Source organism: Nonomuraea sp. NPDC046570 (assembly GCF_040645915.1).
Taxonomy (GTDB): domain Bacteria; phylum Actinomycetota; class Actinomycetes; order Streptosporangiales; family Streptosporangiaceae; genus Nonomuraea.
Genome location: NZ_JBEYZF010000004.1, coordinates 309,784 through 330,103, shown reverse-complemented (window position 1 = coordinate 330,103; position 20,320 = coordinate 309,784). Strand labels below are relative to the sequence as shown.

The 20,320-nt window shown below is 71.2% G+C and carries 19 protein-coding genes; 13 read left to right on the top strand and 6 right to left on the bottom strand.

Annotated features, from left to right (window positions below; genetic code table 11):
- Positions 1 to 37: 37 nt before the first annotated feature.
- Entirely contained in the window at positions 38 to 553 is a 516-nt protein-coding gene (locus tag ABZ911_RS09775) for a transglycosylase SLT domain-containing protein (RefSeq protein ID WP_358053875.1), read from the bottom strand.
- 412 nt (positions 554 to 965) lie between these two features.
- On the opposite strand from ABZ911_RS09775, the gene ABZ911_RS09770 reads away from it, so the two are divergent.
- Positions 966 to 1,454 (top strand): glutathione peroxidase, encoded by a 489-nt coding sequence (locus ABZ911_RS09770; RefSeq protein WP_358053873.1) that lies wholly within the window; start codon positions 966 to 968, stop codon positions 1,452 to 1,454.
- Here ABZ911_RS09770 and ABZ911_RS09765 read toward each other — a convergent pair.
- Both ABZ911_RS09765 and ABZ911_RS09760 read right to left on the bottom strand, forming a co-directional pair.
- On the bottom strand, positions 1,451 to 3,409 hold the full coding sequence (locus ABZ911_RS09765; protein ID WP_358053871.1) for a protein kinase: 1,959 nt from the start codon (positions 3,407 to 3,409) through the stop codon (positions 1,451 to 1,453). The two genes, ABZ911_RS09770 and ABZ911_RS09765, sit on opposite strands and share 4 nt — an antisense overlap.
- A gap of 64 nt (positions 3,410 to 3,473) precedes the next feature.
- On the bottom strand, positions 3,474 to 4,526 hold the full coding sequence (locus ABZ911_RS09760) for a LacI family DNA-binding transcriptional regulator (protein WP_358053869.1): 1,053 nt from the start codon (positions 4,524 to 4,526) through the stop codon (positions 3,474 to 3,476).
- A gap of 161 nt (positions 4,527 to 4,687) precedes the next feature.
- On the opposite strand from ABZ911_RS09760, the gene ugpC reads away from it, so the two are divergent.
- Positions 4,688 to 5,905, top strand: a complete 1,218-nt coding sequence (gene ugpC / locus ABZ911_RS09755; RefSeq protein WP_358053867.1) for a sn-glycerol-3-phosphate ABC transporter ATP-binding protein UgpC — start codon at positions 4,688 to 4,690, stop codon at positions 5,903 to 5,905.
- 158 nt (positions 5,906 to 6,063) lie between these two features.
- Here the strand turns inward: ugpC and ABZ911_RS09750 are convergent, their stop codons facing one another.
- Positions 6,064 to 6,816, bottom strand: coding sequence for an SDR family oxidoreductase (locus ABZ911_RS09750; RefSeq protein WP_358053866.1), 753 nt, complete (start codon positions 6,814 to 6,816; stop codon positions 6,064 to 6,066).
- 54 nt (positions 6,817 to 6,870) lie between these two features.
- Here ABZ911_RS09750 and ABZ911_RS09745 point away from each other — a divergent pair, with 54 nt between their 5' ends.
- Positions 6,871 to 7,326 (top strand): flavodoxin, encoded by a 456-nt coding sequence (locus tag ABZ911_RS09745; RefSeq protein ID WP_358053864.1) that lies wholly within the window; start codon positions 6,871 to 6,873, stop codon positions 7,324 to 7,326.
- On the opposite strand, the gene ABZ911_RS09740 is transcribed toward ABZ911_RS09745, so the two are convergent.
- Positions 7,313 to 7,699, bottom strand: coding sequence for a carboxymuconolactone decarboxylase family protein (locus tag ABZ911_RS09740; protein ID WP_358053862.1), 387 nt, complete (start codon positions 7,697 to 7,699; stop codon positions 7,313 to 7,315). The genes ABZ911_RS09745 and ABZ911_RS09740 overlap by 14 nt on opposite strands.
- Before the next feature lie 274 nt (positions 7,700 to 7,973).
- Here ABZ911_RS09740 and ABZ911_RS09735 point away from each other — a divergent pair, with 274 nt between their 5' ends.
- The 3 genes from ABZ911_RS09735 to ABZ911_RS09725 all read left to right on the top strand — a co-directional run bounded on the left by ABZ911_RS09735 (position 7,974) and on the right by ABZ911_RS09725 (position 11,992).
- A complete protein-coding gene (locus ABZ911_RS09735) occupies positions 7,974 to 8,249 on the top strand; it encodes a helix-turn-helix domain-containing protein (RefSeq protein ID WP_358053860.1) in 276 nt (91 codons plus the stop codon).
- A 268-nt stretch (positions 8,250 to 8,517) separates the two neighbouring features.
- Positions 8,518 to 9,213: a hypothetical protein gene (locus ABZ911_RS09730; protein WP_358053858.1), complete on the top strand. Its 696-nt coding sequence runs from the start codon at positions 8,518 to 8,520 to the stop codon at positions 9,211 to 9,213.
- Between the two features lie 10 nt (positions 9,214 to 9,223).
- On the top strand, positions 9,224 to 11,992 hold the full coding sequence (locus ABZ911_RS09725; protein WP_358053856.1) for an AAA family ATPase: 2,769 nt from the start codon (positions 9,224 to 9,226) through the stop codon (positions 11,990 to 11,992).
- Between the two features lie 88 nt (positions 11,993 to 12,080).
- On the opposite strand, the gene ABZ911_RS09720 is transcribed toward ABZ911_RS09725, so the two are convergent.
- Positions 12,081 to 12,839: an SDR family oxidoreductase gene (locus tag ABZ911_RS09720; RefSeq protein WP_358053854.1), complete on the bottom strand. Its 759-nt coding sequence runs from the start codon at positions 12,837 to 12,839 to the stop codon at positions 12,081 to 12,083.
- 192 nt (positions 12,840 to 13,031) lie between these two features.
- Here ABZ911_RS09720 and lysS point away from each other — a divergent pair, with 192 nt between their 5' ends.
- The 7 genes from lysS (at position 13,032) to ABZ911_RS09685 (ending at position 20,317) form a co-directional block, all read left to right on the top strand.
- Entirely contained in the window at positions 13,032 to 14,720 is a 1,689-nt protein-coding gene (lysS, locus tag ABZ911_RS09715; RefSeq protein ID WP_358053852.1) for a lysine--tRNA ligase, read from the top strand.
- Between the two features lie 32 nt (positions 14,721 to 14,752).
- Complete coding sequence (locus ABZ911_RS09710) at positions 14,753 to 15,235, top strand: hypothetical protein (protein WP_358053850.1); 483 nt, start codon at positions 14,753 to 14,755, stop codon at positions 15,233 to 15,235.
- 22 nt (positions 15,236 to 15,257) lie between these two features.
- A complete protein-coding gene (locus ABZ911_RS09705; protein WP_358053849.1) occupies positions 15,258 to 16,340 on the top strand; it encodes a hypothetical protein in 1,083 nt (360 codons plus the stop codon).
- A gap of 245 nt (positions 16,341 to 16,585) precedes the next feature.
- Complete coding sequence (locus ABZ911_RS09700) at positions 16,586 to 16,906, top strand: hypothetical protein (RefSeq protein ID WP_358053847.1); 321 nt, start codon at positions 16,586 to 16,588, stop codon at positions 16,904 to 16,906.
- Entirely contained in the window at positions 16,900 to 18,129 is a 1,230-nt protein-coding gene (locus ABZ911_RS09695; RefSeq protein WP_358053845.1) for an adenosylhomocysteinase, read from the top strand. Before ABZ911_RS09700 ends, ABZ911_RS09695 begins: the two co-directional genes overlap by 7 nt.
- Positions 18,126 to 19,751, top strand: a complete 1,626-nt coding sequence (locus tag ABZ911_RS09690) for an ABC transporter ATP-binding protein (RefSeq protein ID WP_358053843.1) — start codon at positions 18,126 to 18,128, stop codon at positions 19,749 to 19,751. Before ABZ911_RS09695 ends, ABZ911_RS09690 begins: the two co-directional genes overlap by 4 nt.
- The gene (locus ABZ911_RS09685; protein ID WP_358053841.1) at positions 19,748 to 20,317 is read left to right on the top strand and encodes an ECF transporter S component; all 570 of its coding nucleotides are present in this window, start codon (positions 19,748 to 19,750) and stop codon (positions 20,315 to 20,317) included. Before ABZ911_RS09690 ends, ABZ911_RS09685 begins: the two co-directional genes overlap by 4 nt.
- Positions 20,318 to 20,320: the final 3 nt, after the last annotated feature.

Below are 20,320 nucleotides of genomic sequence, written 5' to 3'. Positions count from 1 at the left end.
GGGTGCCACGGTAGCCGTCCCTTCCCCAGGCGGCTCCCTAATACCAGTTGTGCGATCTGAAATGGCCCCAGGCGCCGCACGGCTTGCCGTAGCGGCCCTTGATGTACTTCAGGCCCCAGCGGATCTGGGTGGTCGGATTGGACCGCCAGTCGCTGCCGACCCCTGACATCTTGCCCGCCGGCAGCGCCTGTGGGATGCCGTAGGCGCCGGACGACGGGTTCTGCGCCCGGTGGTTCCAGTTGCTCTCCCTGGTCCAGAGGCTGTCCAGGCAGTGGAACTGCTGAATCGACCACGACCGGCGGACGACCAGGTCGAGTGCGATTCCCTTGTTCCTGCCCTTGGGCCGCTCGACCCTGGCCTTCGGCTTGGCGTGGGTCTTCCAGGTGCCCTGATGGATCACCCGGGAGTCTCCCTCGACCGTCCATGTCCGCAGGTGGTGGACCTGCGCTCCTGCCTCGTCCTCGGCATGAGCGGGGGCCTCCGTCCCGCCGGTGAGCGCCACGGAGGCGATCATCGCGACGAGAGTGCTGCGCATCACGCGTTCGCTGTCCAACTCGATCCTTGCTGTCAGGTCGCGTGCGAGCGAGCACGTCGGCGGTCCGCCTCCGGTGCCTCTACCACCCGCGTCCGTGGCTCGGACGAGGAGGGCCCGCGTGGCCTGGCCAGGACCTTTCAACCGCCCGATCACGCTGGACGGCCCGGCCAGGCTCCACGACGAGTTCTCTAGCCGGTTTCTAATACGCGGGGGCGGCCCGGACGGAGAATCTCGACACGCGGCGGACAGGTGTTTGCCGGACCGTCGTGAACTCCTGGCCCTCTCGCAGGGCCGCCTTGAACGGCCCCGGCGCCCGCTCGCCCCGCGCTTGGCGGGCGCCCGTCCCGGGCTTGGGACGACCGCCCTCACGGCCCCGCGAGAGCCGGACCGCACGGCGAGCCGCACCGGCGCGGGTCGGTAGGCTCAGATCATGAGCCTTCGCGACATTCCGGTCCGCACCCTCGCGGACGCCCCCACCACCCTCGCCGAACTCACCGGCGACAGGGCCGTCCTGGTCGTGAACGTGGCCTCCAAGTGCGGCCTCACCCCGCAGTACACCGGCCTGGTCCAGCTCCAGCAGACGTACGGCCCGCGCGGCTTCACCGTCGTCGGCGTGCCCTGCAACCAGTTCATGGGCCAGGAGCCCGGCTCGGCCGAGGAGATCCAGGAGTTCTGCTCGACCACCTACGGCGTCGACTTCCCGCTACTGGAGAAGGCCGACGTCAACGGCGACGACCGCCACCCCCTGTACGGCACGCTCACCCAGACCCCGGACGCCGACGGCGAGGCCGGCGACATCCAGTGGAACTTCGAGAAGTTCCTGCTCGGCCGGGACGGCGAGGTCCTGGCCCGCTTCCGCCCGGGTGTCGAGCCGCAGGACCCGGCCGTGGTCGCCGCGATCGAGAAGGCGATCTCCTAGCGCGGCGACCAGTACGGCCACAGGTTCCAGTCCGCCGGGACCTCCTCGTTGGTGATCAGCGTCCGGCCCGGCGTGCCGTCGACGCCCACCAGCCGGACCTGGCCGGGCGTGCCGGAGGTGGCCGAGGTGTAGCCGATGACGTGGGCGGAGCCGTACCACGACATGAACCACAGGTTGGCCGGGAGTTCGCGCACGAACGTGCCGGTGCGGACGTCGAACAGCGTGGTGCGGTCCTCGCCGCCCTCTCCTTCGGCGCCCGCTATCCGGCTCTGCGTGGCGATCAGCTTGCCGTCGGGGGAGAAGGGGCAGCCGACGTTCGCGCCGGTGGACGGGTAGGTCCTGGTCAGGGCGCCGTCGAGGGTGTAGACGTGCAGCGTCTTGTCGGGCCAGTCGCCCTCGAACGAGGCGGCGGCCAGGGCGGTGCCGTCCTGGTTCCAGGCGAAGGCGCCGGGGTGCATCGGCCAGCCGTACATGCCGACGTGCGCCAGCGCCGGGCGCACCACCTTGGGGGTGAAGCCCTCGCCGGAGGCGATGGCGTAGCCGACCGCCTTGAGCGGGTTCGCCGGGTCTAGCAGGGTGACGAGCAGCCGGTCGGCGACCGGTGACCAGACGGGCGCCAGCACCGGCTCGTCGAACTCCAGCCGGTGCGTACGCCCGGTGTCCCGGTCCTCGACGGTGACCACCTTGGTGCCGCCGGGCTCGCCCATGACCCCGGCGACGTGGCGCAGGGACGGGGAGACGACCGCGTTGCGGTACCGGGTCGCCTCGAACGTGCCGCTCTTGCGGTCGAGGACGAACGCGTTGGAGTGCCTGCCGCGCACGACCGGCAGGTAGGAGGTCAGCAGCAGCGGGCCCGCGGGGTCGGGGTTCAGGCTGCCCCGCACGCCGGGCAGCGGGCCTTGCGGGAGCAGCTCCCGGGTGCCGCCCACCGTGGTGGTGCGCGGCTGCGGGAGCACCTCGTCCCGGGTGCCGCGCAGCACCGCGACGGTGCCCGCGGCGACGGCGGCCGTGCCCACCAGGGCGGCCAGCACCCGGCGACGCCGCCACAGGGGTGGCGGCGCGCCGGGCGGAGTGGCGGGCGGAGGCGCGGGCGGGGCGGTCAGGCTGGCTCTGGCCGAGCGCATCTCCGACCCGCTCTCCTGCGGAGGGGCGTGGTCGAGCAAGTCGAGCAGCACCTCGCGCGAACTCGGCCGCTCCCGCGGGTCCTTGGCCAGGCAGGCGGCCAGCAGGTCGCGCAGCGCGCCGTCGACGCTCCCGAGCGAGGGCGGCAGGTTCAGCACGCGGTTCAGGACCACGGCGTTCGACTCGTTGCCGAACGGCGGGCGGCCGGTGGCGGCGTAGACGATCGTGCACGCCCACGCGAACACGTCGATCTTCGCGGTCAGTTCCTCGCCGTTGAGCTGCTCGGGCGCCATATAGGCGGGAGTGCCGATCACGTCGGTGGACATCGCGGTGGCCAGGTCCAGGACCTTGGCGATGCCGAAGTCGATCACTCTGGGGCCGTCCGGGCCGAGCAGCACGTTGCCCGGCTTGAAGTCGCGGTGCACGACCCCCGCCTGGTGGATCGCGCTCAACGCGGTCGCGGTGCCGACGGCGAGCCGTACCAGGGCCGAGCCGCCTCTCGGCCCCTCCTCGGAGACGACCTCGTGCAGCGAGGGGCCCTCGACGTACTCGCTGACGATGTACGGCCGGTCGCCCTCGAGGTCGGCGAACAGCACCCGCGCGGTGCAGAACGCCGCCACCCGCCGCATCGCCGCCAGCTCGGTCACCAGGTGCTTCCTGGCCTTGGGGTCAGCGCCGAGATGGGTGTGCAGCAGCTTGACCGCGATCCGCTCGCCGCCGCCCGACTGCCCGAGGTAGACCACGCCCTGGCCGCCCATGCCCAGGCGGCCGAGCAACCGCCAGCCGCCGATGCTCTGGGGGTCGCCGTTCCGCAAAGGTGTCAAGTCCGCCATGCCTCGCCTCCGCGACCAGTGTCGCGAATCCACGCGCCCCGCGTAGGGGAGTCGGCGGCCGACTTTACCTGCGGGGCCCGCAACTGCCGCGGACGATCAGCTCGGTCGGCAGCAGCACGCTGCGCGGGCGGCGGCTCTCGGCGCGCAGCACCAGTTCGGCCGCCCGGTAGCCGATGTCCTGGCCCGGCTGGGCGATCACGGTGAGCGGCGGCGAGCACAGCTCGGCCCACGGCACGTCGTCGTACATGATCAGCGAGACGTCCCGGGGGATCCGCAGGTCCAGCTCTCTGGCCGCCAGTACGGCCGCCTCGCCCAGCATGTTGCCGCCGGCCAGCACGGCGGTCAGGTCCGGGCGGCTCTGGAACAGGCCCGAGGCCGCCGCGTAGGCGGAGTCGCGGCTGCCCCGGGCGAAGACGATCAGATCCTCGTCGACGTGCGGTTCCAGCGCCTCGCGGAAGGCCGCGACGCGGCGCGCGTGGCCGGGGCCGCCGAGGTAGGCGATGCGGCGGTGGCCGAGGCCCCTGAGGTACTGCACCGCCGTACGGACGCCGGACCTGTCGTCGGCGAGCACCGCGGGCAGGTCCAGGCGGCGTCCGGCGGCGCGGGCGGGGCGCAGGCCGTCGAGGGCCTCCAGGTCGCTCTGGGAGGTGCTCGTGGCCGAGGGGGCGGCGGGGGGCAGCCGGTCGGCGAACACCACCGTCATGCCCGCGCGGATCGCCGGATCCCAGGTGTCGGCGTCGCCCACCGGCACCGCGATCACCCGGTCGACGCTCTGCTCCAGCAGCATGCCGACCAGCTCCGCCTCCTGCTCCGGATCGTCGCCGGTGGAGCCGAGCACCACCGGCTCGCCCGCCGAGCGGGCGCAGGCGAGCACGCCCTCGGCGAGCCGGCCGTAGAAGGAGTCGGTCAGGTCGGGGAGGAGCAGCCCCATCCCGCCGGTACGGCGCTGGCGCAGGTTGCGGCCCAGGGCGCTGGGCCGGTAGTCGAGCTGGGCGGCGACGGCGAGCACCCGCTCGCGGGTCTGCGGGCTGGCCGATCCGCCGGACAGCACCCGGGACACGGTCGCGACTCCCACGCCCGCCGCCTCGGCCACGTCCTTGATGGTGGTCCTTTTCATGGAAACGATTCCATCATGGTTTCCAGCCGGTTTCCACTTCAAGCTTCCGCAAAGGCTGGTCACGCAAGGGCTCTTGACACGCATGTCCGTTTCGGGTGAGATGCATGAAAACGTATCCAAGGTAAACGACCGGGTGCTGCCCGGTGACGCGAAGGACTGTCATGGCATCCATCGTTCTGACCAATGTCGACAAGATCTACGCCGGCGGCGTGAAAGCTGTGAACGGGCTCAACCTGGAGATCAGGGACGGCGAGTTCATGGTGCTGGTCGGCCCCTCGGGGTGCGGCAAGTCCACCGCGCTGCGGATGATCGCCGGGCTTGAGGACATCAGCGGCGGTGAGATCGCCATCGGCGACAAGGTGGTCAACCACCTGCCGCCCAAGGACCGCGACATCGCGATGGTCTTCCAGAACTACGCGCTGTACCCGCACATGACCGTGGAGGAGAACCTCGCCTTCGGTCTGAAGCTTCGCAAGATGCCCAAGGCGGAGATCGCCAAGCGCGTCGGCGAGGCCGCCAAGATGCTCGGCCTCGACACCTACCTCAAGCGCAAGCCCGCCGCCCTGTCCGGCGGCCAGCGCCAGCGTGTCGCCATGGGCCGCGCGATCGTCCGCGAGCCGCAGGCCTTCCTCATGGACGAGCCGCTGTCCAACCTGGACGCCAAGCTCCGCGTCTCCATGCGCGCCTCGCTGAACACGCTGCACGAGCGCCTCGGCGTCACCACCGTGTACGTCACGCACGACCAGGTCGAGGCCATGACCCTCGGCGACCGCGTCTGCGTCCTGCGCGACGGTCTGCTGCAGCAGGTCGACACCCCGCAGAACCTGTTCGACAAGCCGGTCAACCTGTTCGTCGCCGGCTTCATGGGCTCGCCCTCGATGAACTTCGTCACCGCCGAGCTGGTCCGCGACGGCGGCGCGGCCGTGAGCTTCGCCGGCTACAAGCTGTCCATCCCGGACTCCACCTTCAGCGACAAGCCGGGCCTCGACCAGTACATCGGCAAGAAGATCATCCTCGGTATCCGCCCGTCCGACTTCGAGGACGCCTCGGCGGCCGGCAACCACGCCAACGGCTGGGCCACCGTACCGGTGAAGGCGCAGGTCACCGAGGAGCTGGGCTCCGAGATCAACGTGCTGTTCCTCATCGACGCCCCGCCGGTCGAGCACAAGGACACCGTCGCCGCGCAGGACACCGGTGACGAGGACGAGGCCGCGCTGCCGCTGGTGGGCGACAAGTCGCTGTGGACCGCCCGCGTCAACGCCCGCAGCCACGTGCGCCCCGGCCAGGAGATCACCCTGGTCCTCGACACGCACAACCTGCACTTCTTCGACCCGACCTCCGGCCTGGCCATCGGCCACGAGGCCAACATCGGCCGCTGACCCCAGCCGCCGACCACCGGCCCACGGGCCGCCGACCACCGGGAGTGAGCCCACCTCACGCCCGGCCCGGGCCCCTCGCCGCGACCCCCTCCCGCGGCGGGGGGCCGCTTTTCGTCCGTACGGCCGCTCCTGGTGATCCCGGATAGCCCGCGGGCCGGTCAGGCCTGGCGGAGGCTGGCCGAGATCTTGGCGGCCAGGCGGCGCGGGATGAGGCGGCCGACCGAGACGATCGCCTTGTAGCGCGGGTCGGGGATGGACGTCCACTTGCCCAGGGCCAGGTCGCGCATGGCCTCCCTGGCCACCGCGTCGGCGTCCAGCCAGAGGAAGCCGGGGACGCCGGAGATGTCCATGGAGGCGCGGTCGTGGAACTCCGTGCGCACGAATCCGGGGCACAGGGCCATCACCCGGACGCGCGGCTCGGTGATCTCGGCGGCCGTCGACTCGCTGAAGTTCACCACCCACGCCTTGGAGGCGCTGTAGGTGCCCCGGGTGAAGAACGCCGCCACCGAGGCCACGTTGATCACGCCGCCCCGGCCCCGGACGCGCATGCCGGGCAGGGCCGCCAGGGTGAGCCGCAGCACCGCCTCGCAGTGGACCTTCAGCATGCGCACCTCGTCCTCCACCGGGACGCTGAGGAAGGCGTCCGGGTGGCCGAAGCCGGCGTTGTTCACCAGGAGGTCCACGCCCTCGCGCAGGCGCGCCTCGACGCGGGCGAGGCCCTCGTCGGTGGCCAGGTCGGCAGGCAGGACGTCGGCGGTCACGCCGTACCTGAGCTTGAGCGCGTCGGCTGACTCGGCGAGCCTGGCCTCGTCGCGGGCCACGAGGACCAGGGAGAAGCCGTCTGCGGCCAGGCGCCGCGCGAAGGCGGCGCCGATGCCGGCGGTCGCGCCGGTGATCAGTGCTGTAGGCATGAGCGCAGACTAACGCGCCCGGAGCCGCACGCCGGAACGCGGCATGATGAGAGGATGACGCGGCTGCTCATCGTCCACCACACCACCTCGCCCGCCACCCGCGAGCTGTTCGAGGAGGTACGCCGCGGCGCCACCACCGACGAGATCGAGGGCGTCGAGGTGGTGTCCAGTGCCGCGCTGAGCACGACCGCCTGCGACGTGTTCGGGGCCGCCGCGATCGTGCTGGGCACCCCGGCCAACATCGGCTACATGAGCGGCGCGCTCAAGCACTTCTTCGACACCGTCTACTACCCGTGCCTGGAGGAGACCAGGCGCCTGCCGTACGGGCTGTACGTGCACGGGAACAACGACGTGTCGGGGGCGGTGCGGGCCGTGGAGTCGATCGCGGGCGGGATCGGCTGGGAGAGGGTGGTCGCCCCGGTCACGGTGACGGGGGCGGTGACGAAGCAGGACCTGGCGGCCTGCTGGGAGCTGGGCGCCACGGTCGCCGCGACGATCAGTCGCGGATGAGGCGGTCGATCAGGTCTTCCACCTGGGTGTTGAGCTTGGCGCCGCGCGGCCACCCGGCGTAGTGGGTGAGGAACACGGCGATCTCCCGGAGTTCCTCGGCGGTCAGGTCGCCGGTGCGCAGGGCGGCGTCGAGCTGGAGATTGATCTGCTCGTCCATGCCCTGCCCGACGAGCAGGCCGAGCAGCAGCAGGCGGCGGTCGCGGTCGCTGATGCCCTCCCGCGACCACACCTCGGCGAACAGGTGCTCGACCGTCATCGCGTAGAAGTCGCCTGTGCCCGCGCCGAGTTGGTCCCAGCCGTAGACCCTCTTCATGATCTCCAATCCTCTGGCCCTGCGCTCCGGAGTGTCGTCCGCGTGGTCGTTGTCGTTCATAGGCACTCCGTGTCCGTCGGCCAGCCGGTCGTGGGCGGGCGCGCCGCGCCTTCCCCTCCTCGGCCGGTCGCCCGACCAGGAACAGGGGCCTGCCCTGAGCCGGACATGTAATCGTATGTCTTGTCTGGGTCGTCCGGCGATACCGCATCCTGACCCAATCTCACCGAGCACCTACAGCATGGACTCCCCGTCCTTCAGGTCGGGGAGGAGTCGCGGGGCTTCGGGGCACTGTGTTCTCCTGATTCTGTCGGTGACGTTCGGTAGTTTGTTCGGCGTGTCCCGTTACCGGCTTCAGCCCTCGCCTGCTCAGGAGGCGGTGTTGGCCGAGCATTGCGGGCATGCGAGGTTTGTATGGAATCTGGCGGTCGAGCAGCACGCGCATTGGCGTCCCGGCTTCAAGTCCGGGCCGGGTTTCGCCGAGCAGTGCCGTCAGCTCACCGAGGCGCGGGCGGAGTTCGGGTGGCTGCGTGGCGGGTCGGTCATCGTGCAGCAGCAGGCGTTGAAGGATTTCGCGCAGGCGATGGCGGCGCCGGGTTGCCGGAGCCTGTGAACCGTGAACCTCAACACGATCTCCTCCCCGTGGGGTAGTCGCCGTTGGAATCCCCCCCTTCGGCGGGGGAGGATGTCAATCGATCCTGTCGGAGGTTGCGGAAAGGTTGCAGCGCCTCGCGCCGACCTAGAAAGTCCTGACGGATGGTCACGGATAAAGTCAAAAGTCGGCCAAGATTTGGTCAAGAGTTATGAGATCGAAAAGGAGGATTGGCCGCTAAAAACGGGCAGAACTATCTCGTTGGTCCGTAATGCGGAGGTAAGCCCTGGTGAAGACAGCACGGGCTTGGACGAGGCTGGCCGCGATCTCGATGGCGGCCATCGTGACCGCGGGGGTCGCCGGGTGCGGCGAGGCGGAGTTCACCTACGTACGCGACAGGGACGGGACCACCTACTTCAAGGTGCCCGCCTCCTTCGCGAAGATCGATTCCTCCAGGATCGATTCCCTGCTCAGCGGTGACCACCCGGATTCGGCGATCGCCGCACTGCGCAGGCAGCGCGTCTGGTCCACGGCCTTCGACCAGGCCGCCCAGCCCGACGTCAACCACCTGATCAGCTCCGGCGACCCGTTCGTCTACTCGACGGTCCACCAGCTCACCCCCGTCCAGCGGGACTCCGTCTCGCTGGACGCCATGCGCGACTTCATCCTGCCGGTGACCAAGCAACGCCGCGACGCCTACGTCATGCAGGTGGCGCAGGCCGGTCAGCGGCCCCTGCTCGGCGGCTTCGTGATGGTCAGCGACCAGCCGATCCAGCTCGGCGACGGCGCCAGGGGCGTGCGGATCAGGTTCGAGTACCAGGTGGGGCGGGACGTCCAGACGTTCGACCAGACCGCCTATCTGAACAAGACGGGCGAGACGGTCTCCGTCCTGCTCATCCGGTGCCCCTCGGCGTGCTTCGCCAAGCGCGGCGCCGAGTTCGACCGGATCGCCGAGTCCTTCAAGCTGCTCCGGACGCCCGGATGAGGGAGCACCCGTGACCACGACCCACCACGCGGGCCTGCGCGCCCCGGACAGCGGGCCCAACGACCCCGGCCTCGTGACCCGCAAGAAGATGCGGTTCTGGGATCGCGGCAAGTTCCTGATCGGCCTGACCGCCGCCTTCCTGGTGCTGACCTGGAAGACGATGGCCGACTTCGAGGGGGTCATGCCCTTCGGCGACGCGCTGCGGATCATCGCGCTGGATCACACGTGGATCTTCTGGCTGCTGGGGGCGGAAGCCGTACGGCAGGCGCACTTCCTGGTCAGTGAGCGTTCGGCGGGCTACCACCGGTTCTGGAGCCGGCGGGTCTTCGGCGGGTTCGAGCGGTGGACGCACCGCAGGTTCGACGACTGGGCCAGGTTCCGCCTGGCCAGGGCGATCAAGGTGCTGTTCTGGGTCGCGCTGATCGCCCTGCTGCTGGGGGCGGTGCTCGACGTCAGCCCGTTCCTCGCGCTGTTCCAGGCGCCGGCGCTGCTGGTGCAGGCCGCGCCGATGATCCTGCAGTTCGTCTTCCTGTTCTTCGTGATCATCATCCAGTTCGCCGGCCTGTTCTGGTTCCTGTCGCGCGGCGGCATCGAGACCTACTTCCCCGACGACATCAAGACCCGTTTCAGCGACGTGTGGGGACAGGACCACGTGGTCGCGCGGGTCAGGGAGAACATCGTCTTCCTGGAACGGCCCGACGAGATCGAGGTGCGCGGCGGCTACGTGCCCAGCGGGCTGCTGCTGTGGGGGCCGCCCGGCACCGGCAAGACGCTCATGGCCGAAGCGGTGGCCGGGGAGACCGGCAAGCCTTACGTGTTCGTCGACCCCGGCGCGTTCACCGCGATGTTCATGGGCATCGGCATCCTCAAAGTGAAGTCGCTTTTCAGGAAGTTGCGCAAGCTCGCCCTCCGGTACGGCGGCGTCATCGTCTTCTTCGACGAGGCCGACTCCCTCGGCCGCCGCGGCCGCCTCGCCCAGCAGGGCCCGCCCGGCCAGGGCTTCACCGGCTGCCACGGCCTGAACTACCTGTCGGAGTACTCCCGCTCCCTGGTCACCTTCAAGGACCGGGAACGCTTCTTCATGGGCGGCATGGGCGGCGGCCAGGGCGACACCGGCACCCTGCAGGCGCTGCTCACCGAGCTGTCCGGGTTGAAGAAGCCGCGCGGCTTCTTCAACCGCCTGGTCAGGCGGCTGCTCGGGATGCGGCCCAAGCCGCCGCCGAAGTACCGCATCCTCGTCATGATGGCCACCAACATGCCCGACGTGCTCGACGAGGCGCTGCTGCGGCCCGGCCGCATCGACCGCATCTACAAGGTCGGCTACCCGTCCAAGTCCGGCCGGGTGCGCACCTACCAGGGCTACTTCGACAAGGTCGACCACCAGCTCACCCCCGAGCAGATCGACAAGCTGGCCACCATCACCCCGTACGCCACCGGCGCCACCATCAAGGACCTGGTCAACGAGTCGCTGATCACCGCGATCCGCGACGACCGCGACGTCATCACCTGGTCCGACGTGCTGCGCGCCAAACGGCTCAAGCAGCTCGGCCCGCCCGAGGACGTGGAGTACATCGAGCGGGAACGGCACGCGGTCGCCGTACACGAGGCCTGTCACGCGGTCGTCGCCTACCGGACCAGGTTCCACCTGGAGATCGACATCGCGACCATCGAGAAGGGCGCCGACTACCTCGGCATGGTCGCCTCCATCAAGCCCGAGGACCAGTTCACCCGCTGGAAGTCCGAGCACGAGGCCGACATCATGGTCTCGCTGGCCTCGCTGGCGGGCGAGCGGATGTTCTTCGGCGACGACAACTCCTCCGGCGTGTCCGGTGACCTGATGTCGGCGACCTACCTGGTGGGGCTCATGGAGTCGCACTGGGGGATGGGCACCGGCATCGCCTCGCTGCCCGCGCTGCAGGAGTTGGGCATCCAGGCGGGCAAGGCGATGCGCAGCCCGGTCGGGCCGGGCTTTCTGCAGGAGGCGGGCGCGCAGCGGGAGAGCGCGCCCGACCACCTCAGCGAGCGGGTGGAGTTCAACCTGTCCAGGCTGCTCGACCAGACCGAGGAGCTGCTGCGGCGGCACCGGCGCGAGGTGCTGTGCCTGGCGCACGCGCTGGAGACGCACAAGACGCTCAACGGCGACGACGTGGTGGCGATCCTGGAGGGGCGGCCGGGGCCGCTCGTCGACGGGACCGTCTACCAGTCCGAAGAGCTGTTCCAGGACCTGGAGGAGTACCACCGCGACGCGGTGCGCGCGCACCGCGAGCACAATCGGGTCGAGAGGAACCTGCCGGGACCCGTGCCGGAGGCGGCGCCGGTCGAGGCGACCGCGGTCGCTCCGGCGATCACCGAGGCGGGGGACGGGCGGCCGGAGTTCGTGCCGTGGTCGCCCGGGACGCAGGCGGCGCCCGGCCACGCCGAGACACCGCCGGTGCGCAGGAGCGCGTCGGGGACGGTCTGGATCATCGTGGGCAGCGTGCTCGCGCTGGTGGCGGTGGTGCTGTTCGGGGCGATGGCCGCGACCGGCGTCGGCGTGGGCGGCCTGACGCCCGGCCTGCTGCTGGTGCTGTTCATCCTGGTGGTGGCGCTGATCGTGGGCGTCGCGGTGGCGGTCCTCGCGGTCAAGGGCGTGCGCGGCGCGCAGGCGCGGGCGGCGCGGGAGAGGGACCAGGCCAACGCCAGGGCCCAGCTCCTGGCGGCGGCCCTCGACCCCGAGACGGCGATGCGCCTGCTCGGCTACGACGGAAGGACACCGGAGGACGGCCACGGCCGGACCTGACCGGCCCCCGGCGAGGCGGGCCCCTTCCGGAGGCGCCCGCCTTGCGCATTCCTGTTGTGCCGCGCTGCGACAAGGGCCGTAGTGAAGGCTACTCCGGGTCGTGCGCCAGGACCGTGCGCCCGCCGTCGACGGGGACGGTCGCGCCGGTGATGAATGACGCCTCCTCCGACAGCAGGTACGCCACCGCCGCGGCGACCTCCTGGGCCCGCGCGACCCGGCCGAGCGGATGCACCCGCGCGATCAGCCGTTCGGAGGCCGCCGCCGCGGACGGCTCCTGGTCGGCCAGGAAGCGGATGTAGCGTTCGGTCTCCACCGAGCCGGGTGCCACGGCGTTGACCCGGATGCCGTTCGGGCCGTACTCGACCGCGAGCGCCCGCGTCATCCCCTCCACCGCCGCCTTGGCCGTGGCGTACGGGAACGCCCCCGGCACCGCCTGCTTGGCCTGGTGCGAGGAGAGGTTGACGATCGCGCCGGGGGTGCCCGCCGCGAGGAAGCGGCGGATCGCGGTGGCGCAGCCGGCGATGGCGGGCGCCAGGTTGCCCGCGATCAGGTTCATCACCTCGGTGGACGGCGTGGAGTGCAGCGCCGCGTCACGGAACAGCGCCGCGTTGTTCACCCACCCGGCCAGCGGGGCGAGAGCCTCGGCCGCGTCGGCCGCCCGGCCCAGCACCTCCTCCGAGCCCGCGTCACCCGCGACGCCCGCGGTCCGGGGGACCCCTTCGAGCCAGTCGAGCGCGCCGGGATCCAGCTCCACCACGACCACGGCCCCGCCGTCGTCGAGCAGCCGCTCCACGATCGCCCTGCCGATGCCTCGTCCGCCGCCCGTCACCACATAGGAGCCCTTCATGTCCCAATGAGAGGGGACTCGGTGACCCTATGTCAAAGATCGAGGCCGACAGGGGTGGCGGCGGACCTGTGCTGATGAACGAGAGGTGGAAGTTTGTGACGCAGTCGTGAACCCGTTGTCACCCGGGCGGACCGAGGTGGGCTCGCGGTCCGCGACAATGAGGAGTCGGATCAGTCGAGGAAAGGCGTTGTGATGGGCATCGAGGCCGACTGGGTCTCTCGCTTCGCTGACGAGGTCATCGCCGAGGCGGAGCGCCGCGCGCCCGGCGAGCCGATCGTCTGCGCGTCCGGCCTCAGCCCGTCCGGGCCGATCCACCTGGGCAACCTGCGCGAGGTCATGACACCGCACCTGGTGGCCGACGAGATCAGGCGGCGCGGCCACGCCTGCGTGCACCTGATCTCGTGGGACGACTACGACCGCTTCCGCAAGGTCCCCTCGGGCATCGACCCGGCCTGGAGCGAGCACATCGGCAAGCCGCTGACCTCGGTGCCCGCCCCGGAGGGCAGCGCGTACCCGAACTGGGCCGAGCACTTCAAGGCGCCCATGGCCGAGGCGCTGACCGAGCTGGGCGTCGACTACGTGCCGATCAGCCAGACCGAGCGCTACACCTCGGGCGGCTACCGCGAGCAGATCCTGCTGGCGATGCGCGAGCGGGCCCGGATCGACGAGATCCTGGGCCGCTACCGCACCAAGAAGGCGAAGGCCGCGCCGGTGGACGCCGACGAGGCCGCCGCCGCCGAGGGGTCGGGCGCGGCGAGCGAGGACGACGGCAGCGCGGCCGGGGGCTACTACCCGTACAAGCCCTACTGCGCGCTGTGCGAGCGGGACCTGACCACGGTCACCGGCTACGACGACGAGAGCACCGAGCTGGCCTACACCTGCGCGTGCGGGTTCGGCGAGACTGTGCGGCTGGCCGAGCACGACCGGGGCAAGCTGGTGTGGAAGGTCGACTGGCCGATGCGCTGGGCGCACGAGGGCGTCGTGTTCGAGCCGTCCGGCGTCGACCACAGCTCGCCGGGCTCGTCGTTCGTGGTCGGCGGCCAGATCGTCGGCGAGGTGTTCGGCGGCAAGCAGCCGATCGGGCCGATGTACGCCTTCGTCGGCATCAGCGGCATGGCCAAGATGAGCAGCTCCAAGGGCGGTGTGCCGACCGCGGCCGACGCGCTGGAGATCATGGAGGCGCCGCTGCTGCGCTGGCTGTACGCGCGGCGCAAGCCCAACCAGTCCTTCAAGATCGCCTTCGACCAGGAGATCCAGCGGCTGTACGACGAGTGGGACTCCCTGGGCCGCAAGGTGGCCGACGGCACCGCCCAGCCCGCCGACCTGGCCGCCCACGCGAGGGCCGTCGGCACGGCCGAGGGCGCGCTGCCGGTGACGCCGCGGCCGGTGCCGTACCGCACGCTCGCCTCGATCGCCGACATCACCACCGGCGACGAGGAGCAGACGCTGCGGATCCTGCGCGACCTCGACCCCGCCGACCCGGTGACGTCGCTGGAGCAGGTCAGGCCGCGCCTGGACCGGGCGCAGCACTGGGTCGCCACCCAGTTGCCCGCCGACCAGCGCACCCGCGTGCTGGACGAGCCGGACGCCGAGCTGCTGGCCGGGCTCGGCGAGGAGGCGCGCGAGTCGCTGGCCCTGCTGGTGGCCGGCCTCGACGAGCACTGGTCGCTCGACGGCCTGACGGCGCTGGTGTACGGCGTGCCGAAGCTGCGCGCGGGCCTGCCCGCCGACGCCAAGCCCACCCCCGAGCTCAAGGTGGCGCAGCGCGAGTTCTTCGCCCTGCTCTACCGGCTGCTGGTCGGCCGCGACACCGGCCCGCGCCTGCCCACGCTCCTGCTCGCCGTGGGCGAGGCCCGCGTCAGGAAGCTGCTGGCCGGCTGAACCCGGGCGGGGTGCGATACGTCTGTGTGGGTGTGCGCAGACTTGTGATGATCGTGCCCCTGCTCGCCACCCTGACAGCGTGCGATCCGCTGACTCCGCGCGCCTGCACGGAGATCGGTACCGCGGTCGGGGTCACCGTGACGGTGGAGGCGCCGCTGGCGGCCCGGGTGGAGCGCGCCGAGATGCGGGTCTGCTGGGACGGGGCCTGCCGGCAGCCGCAGGTGGTGATCTTCCCGTCCTCGGGCGCCGGGCGGGAGACGTGCGAGGGTGACTCCTGCGCGGCGTGGGCGACGCCCACCGGTGAGCGGTCCGGGATGGGGGAGGTGCCGGACCTGCCCGACAAGCCGGTCACCGTGACCTTGGCGCTGCGTGACCGGAAGGGCGACGAGCTCGCCGTGGGCCGGATCGAGGTGACGCCCGAGCGGCAGTATCCCAACGGGCGCGACTGCGGCGGGGACGGCCTGCAGGCCGGAGTGATCGTCGGAGGGGGCGGTGAGCTGCGCGAACGCCCGTGAACACCCCCATAGGGTTGTTCCCATGTCGCGTCACCGCCTGTTGCGTTGGACCGTTCTCGTTCCCCCTGTCGCCATCGTGGTGCTGGCCATGACCTGGGGTCGTCCTCTGCACAGCGGTCCGCTGGTGGTCGTCGTCGCCGCCGCGCTGATCGCCGCGGTGATCGCGGCCGTGCACCACGCGGAGGTGGTCGCGCACCGGGTCGGCGAACCGTACGGCACGCTCATCCTGGCGATCGCGGTGACGGTCATCGAGGTCGGCCTCATCCTCATGCTCATGGCCTCCGGCGGCGCGGGCTCGGACTCGCTGGCCAGGGACACCGTCTTCGCCGCCTTCATGATCGTCTGTAATGGCGTGATCGGGCTCTGCCTGCTGGTCGGCGCGATCAAGCACCGGGTGGTGGCGTTCCGGGTGGAGGGGGTCAGCGCGGCGCTGGCCACGCTGAGCGCGGTCGCCACGCTGGCGCTGATCGTCCCGTCGTTCACGACCACCACCAGCGGTCCGACGTTCTCGGCCGGGCAGCTCGCCTTCGCGGGGGTCGCGTCGCTGATCCTCTACGGCGTCTTCGTCTTCATGCAGACGGTACGGCACCGCGACTACTTCCTGCCGGTCGGCACCGGCGGCGACGACGACCACGCCGTCCCGCCGAGCGCGCGCACCGCGTTGTGGAGCCTCGGCCTGCTGCTGGTCTGCCTGGTCGGCGTGGTCGGCCTGGCGAAGACCGCCTCGCCCGCGATCGAGCAGGCGGTCAGTGCGGCCGGTGCGCCGAGGGCCACGGTCGGCGTGGCGATCGCGCTGCTGGTGCTGCTGCCGGAGACGGTCGCGGCGGTCCGGGCGGCGGCCCGCAACCGGGTGCAGACCAGCTTCAACCTCGCCCTCGGCTCGGCGCTGGCCAGCATCGGCCTGACCATCCCGTCGATCGCGGTCGCCTCGATCTGGCTCGGCGGGCAGCTCACCCTCGGCCTGGGCCCGAAGGAGATCGTGCTGCTCGCGCTGACCGTGGTGGTGACCACGCTGACCGTGGCCCCAGGGCGGGCGACGCTGATGCAGGGAACGGTCCATCTCGTGATCTTCGGAGCGTTCCTCTTCCTCGCCGTCAGCCCGTAGTGAAGCGAAGATTTCCCCGCAGTTATGGCCCTCAATACCGCGCCCACCTCGACCTGGGGGTGGACGCCTTCGTCACCGACTACCCCGACGCCGCCGCGCTGGCCAGGAGCGACCACAGCCGCCCGGGGCCGGGCCGATCGCGCCGAGCGAGAACGGGATTCCCGAGGAAGGTCGCGAGTAACCCATTGTCAAAGGGCGTGATCTCGGCCTTTAATCGGTAACCTCCGAAGATCGGATGGAGATCATTGACCCGGCTTCCCGGTGCGCAAGCGGTCATCCAGATCGTCCTGCGCCGTACCAACCTGCTGATGGCGGGTAAGCGCGTGGCGATTCTCGGGGAGGTCCCGGGGCTCGCCGCCCGCCTGCGCGCCATGGGCGCGCACCCCGGCGCGGATCTCGCCGGGGCGGATCTGGTCATCGCCGAAACCCCGCCCGACCTGTCCACGCTCAAGCCCGGCGCCGTCGTGGCGACCTGCGGATCGCGCGGGGTGCGGGTCAGGGAGGGCGTCGGCGCCGTCGAGGTGGCGCCGGGCCACGAGGTGTTCGTGCTGGACCTGACGTGTTAGCCGACATCCGCGACCCCGCCCTCTGGCCGGAAGGCGCCGAGCGCATCGCCTGGGCCAGACGCTTCATGCCGGTCCTCAACGCCTTGGGCGACGGGCGGTTACCCGGGGGCGCGGCTCAGGGCGGTGCCGAGGGCGGGCGGGTGGATCTGCGGGGGGCCAGGGTCGGGCTGGTGCTGGTGCTGGAGCCCAAGACGGCGAACCTGGCGCTGGCGCTCAGGGACGCCGGAGCCGAAGTGATCGTGACCTGCCCCGGCCGCGAGACCGCCGACGACGTGGCCGCCGCCCTCGTCCGCGAAGGCGTCGCCGTACTCGCCCGCTCCGACGCCACCCGGTCCCAGGACGACGACCTGGCCAGGCGCATGCTGGCGGAGCACCTGGACGTCCTCGTCGACGACGGCGCCCGCGTGGTACGGCTCGCGCACGCCGAGGACCGCCTGGCCGGGCTCCGGGGCGCCGCCGAGGAGACCACCAGCGGCCTGCGCCCCCTCCGCCGGATGGCCGAACAGGGCGACCTGCGCATCCCGGTGATGGCGGTCAACGACGCCCGCTCCAAGTACCTGTTCGACAACGTGCACGGCACCGGCCAGTCCTGCGTGCTCGCCGCCCTCGACCTGACCGGCCTCGACCTCGACGGCCTGACCTGCGTAGTCGCCGGATACGGGTACGTCGGCCAGGGCGTCGCCCGCTACGCCGCCGCCCTCGGCGCCCGGGTGGTCGTCACCGAGGTCGAGCCGTTCGCCGCGCTGCGCGCCCACCACGAGGGTTACGAGGTCCGCACCCTGCGCGCCGCCTGCCCGGAGGCGGACCTGGTCTTCTCCGCGACCGGTGTGGCGCACACGATCACCGCCGGGCACCTGGCGGCGATGAAGGACGGCGCGGTCGTCGCGGTCGCCGGGGGAGTGCCCGACGAGGTCGAGGTGCCGCCGGGCGGCGCCGAGGTCCGGCCGGGCGTGACCCGGCACGGGCACGTCCTCGTGCTGGCCGGAGGCGAGTGCGTCAACTGCGCCGCCGCCGAGGGCAACCCCATCGAGATCATGGACCTGTCGCTGAGCGTCCAGTTCCTCGCCGTCGAGTACCTGCTCACCCACGACCTGCCGCCCGCCGTCCACCTGATGCCCGCGCACCTGGACGAGCGGGTGGCCAGGCTCAAGCTCGGCGCGCTCGGCGTCGAACTCGATCTCCCGTCCGCCGAGCAGCGCGCGTTCCTGGGCAGGGGCCTGTGATCATCGACGTCAGCGACGCCTCCGTGCGCTACCGCTCCACCGGCAGGCAGGTCCTGCACGAGGTCGGGCTGAGCGTCCGGGAGGGCGACTTCGCACTGGTCAGCGGCCCCTCCGGGTGCGGCAAGAGCACACTGCTGCGGCTGCTGAACGGCCTGGTCCCGCACGCCTACCGGGCCGAGGTGACCGGCCGCGTGCACGTCGGCGGCAAGCCGGTCGCCGAGCAGAGCATCCGGCAGCTCTCCACCGTCGTCGGCACCCTGCTGCAGGACCCGCACAAGCAGATCGTCGGCACCACGGTCTTCACCGAGCTGGCCTTCGGCCCGGAGAACCTGGGCCTGCCCCGGGCGGAGATCCGCGAACGGATCGACGAGGTGGTGGCCAGGATCGGCATCGGCCACCTGCTGCACCGCCCGACCGCCGAGCTGAGCGGCGGCGAGCTGCAGATCGTCGCCTTCGCCGGAGTGCTGGTGATGCGCCCCCAGGTCGTGGTGGTCGACGAGCCGCTGGCCAACCTGGACCCGGCGGCCAGCCTCCGGCTGCTGGGCGAGCTGCGCGCCTTCGTCGACGGCGGCGGCGCGGCCGTGGTCGTCGAGCACCGGGTGGAGGAGATGCTGGAGTTCGGCCCCACCCAGGTGCTCTACCTGGAGGACGGCCGCGCCCGCTACACCGGCGGCGTCGGCGGATTCCTGCGCGAGGCGCCGGTCGCCCACGTGAAGCTGCCCTTCGAGGCGCTGGTGGCCAGAGCGGCGGAACTGCCGCGACCGGCCGACCTCCCCGCCACGCCGGACGAGGGCGGCCCCGCCCGCCTGGAGTACGACCACGCCACCCTCGGGTACGGCACGCGCACCGTCCTGCGCGAGGTCGGCCTGTCACTGCGGGCGCACGAGCGGGTGGCGATCCTCGGCCCGAACGGCGCGGGCAAGTCGACCCTGCTGCGCGCCGCCGTACGGCTGCTCGACCCGTCGGCCGGGCAGGTCCGGGTGGACGGCGAGCCGATCGGCGAGCGATCCGTGCTCAGCCTGGCCACCACGTTCGGCTACGTCTTCCAGAACCCCGGCCAGGCGCTGTTCTCCGCCACCGTCGAGGCCGAACTGGCCTTCGGCCCGCGCAACCTGGGCTGGCCACCGGAGAAGATCGCCGAAGTCTCCCGCGAAGCGCTCGACACCATGCTCCTGCTCCAGGAACCCGACATCCTGCAACGCCCCCCGCACACCCTGTCGTACGGCCAGCAGCGCCGCCTGACGGTCGCGCTCGCCCTCGCCATGCGCCCCAAGACGCTGATCCTCGACGAGCCCACCGCCGGGCAGGACCTGCACACCACCACCACGTTCATGGAACGCGTGCTGGCCGCCCTCGGCAGCGTCTACTTCATCACCCACGACGTCGACCTCGCGCTCACCTCCGCCGACCGCATCGTCATCGTGGACGGCGGCCGGATCGTCGCCGACGCCTCACCGGCCGAGCTGGCCCACCAGGAGCGGGTGTGGGCCGGTTCCGGACTGCGCGAGACCAGCCTGCTGCGGGCCATCCGCGACCGGCTGCCCGAGCGCGGCCCCATACCGCACCCGTTCCACCTGGCAAGAACCCCCCTCCACCGGAAGGAAGGACTCAACCCCCCATGAGTACCGACTCAGCGTTACCCAGAACCCCGATGTGGGAGATCTCCTCCAGGGTCGTCGTGTTCGCCGCCGTCGGCGCGGCGCTCTACGCGGTCCTGGGCCTGATCAGCTTCACCATCCCGGGCACGCAGAACGTCGACGTCCGGCCCGCCTTCGCCCTGGTGCCGTTCTTCGGCATGCGGTTCGGCCCCATCGCCGGATTCTTCACCGGCCTGGTCGGCAACATCGTCATCGACCAGATCAAGGGCTACGGCGCGCTCACCTACTGGAACTGGAGCCTCGCCAACGCCCTGACCGGCCTGCTGGCGGGCATCCTGTTCGCCGTCATCGCCTCCAGGATCCAGAAGGAGGGCCTGCGGCTCGTCGCGGTCGGAGTGATCGCCTGGGTGGCGACGTTCCTCGCCTTCCTGTCCACCATCACCGACATGTGGGTCCAAGGACTGACCCTTGAGGCCTGGGCGGCGGTGGCGTTCGGGCCGCTGCTGCTCAGCAACACCCTGGTCGCGCTGATCCTGGTCCCGGCGCTCGACGCCGTCTGGGAACCGATCTCCAAGCGCATCGGCAGGTAGCCG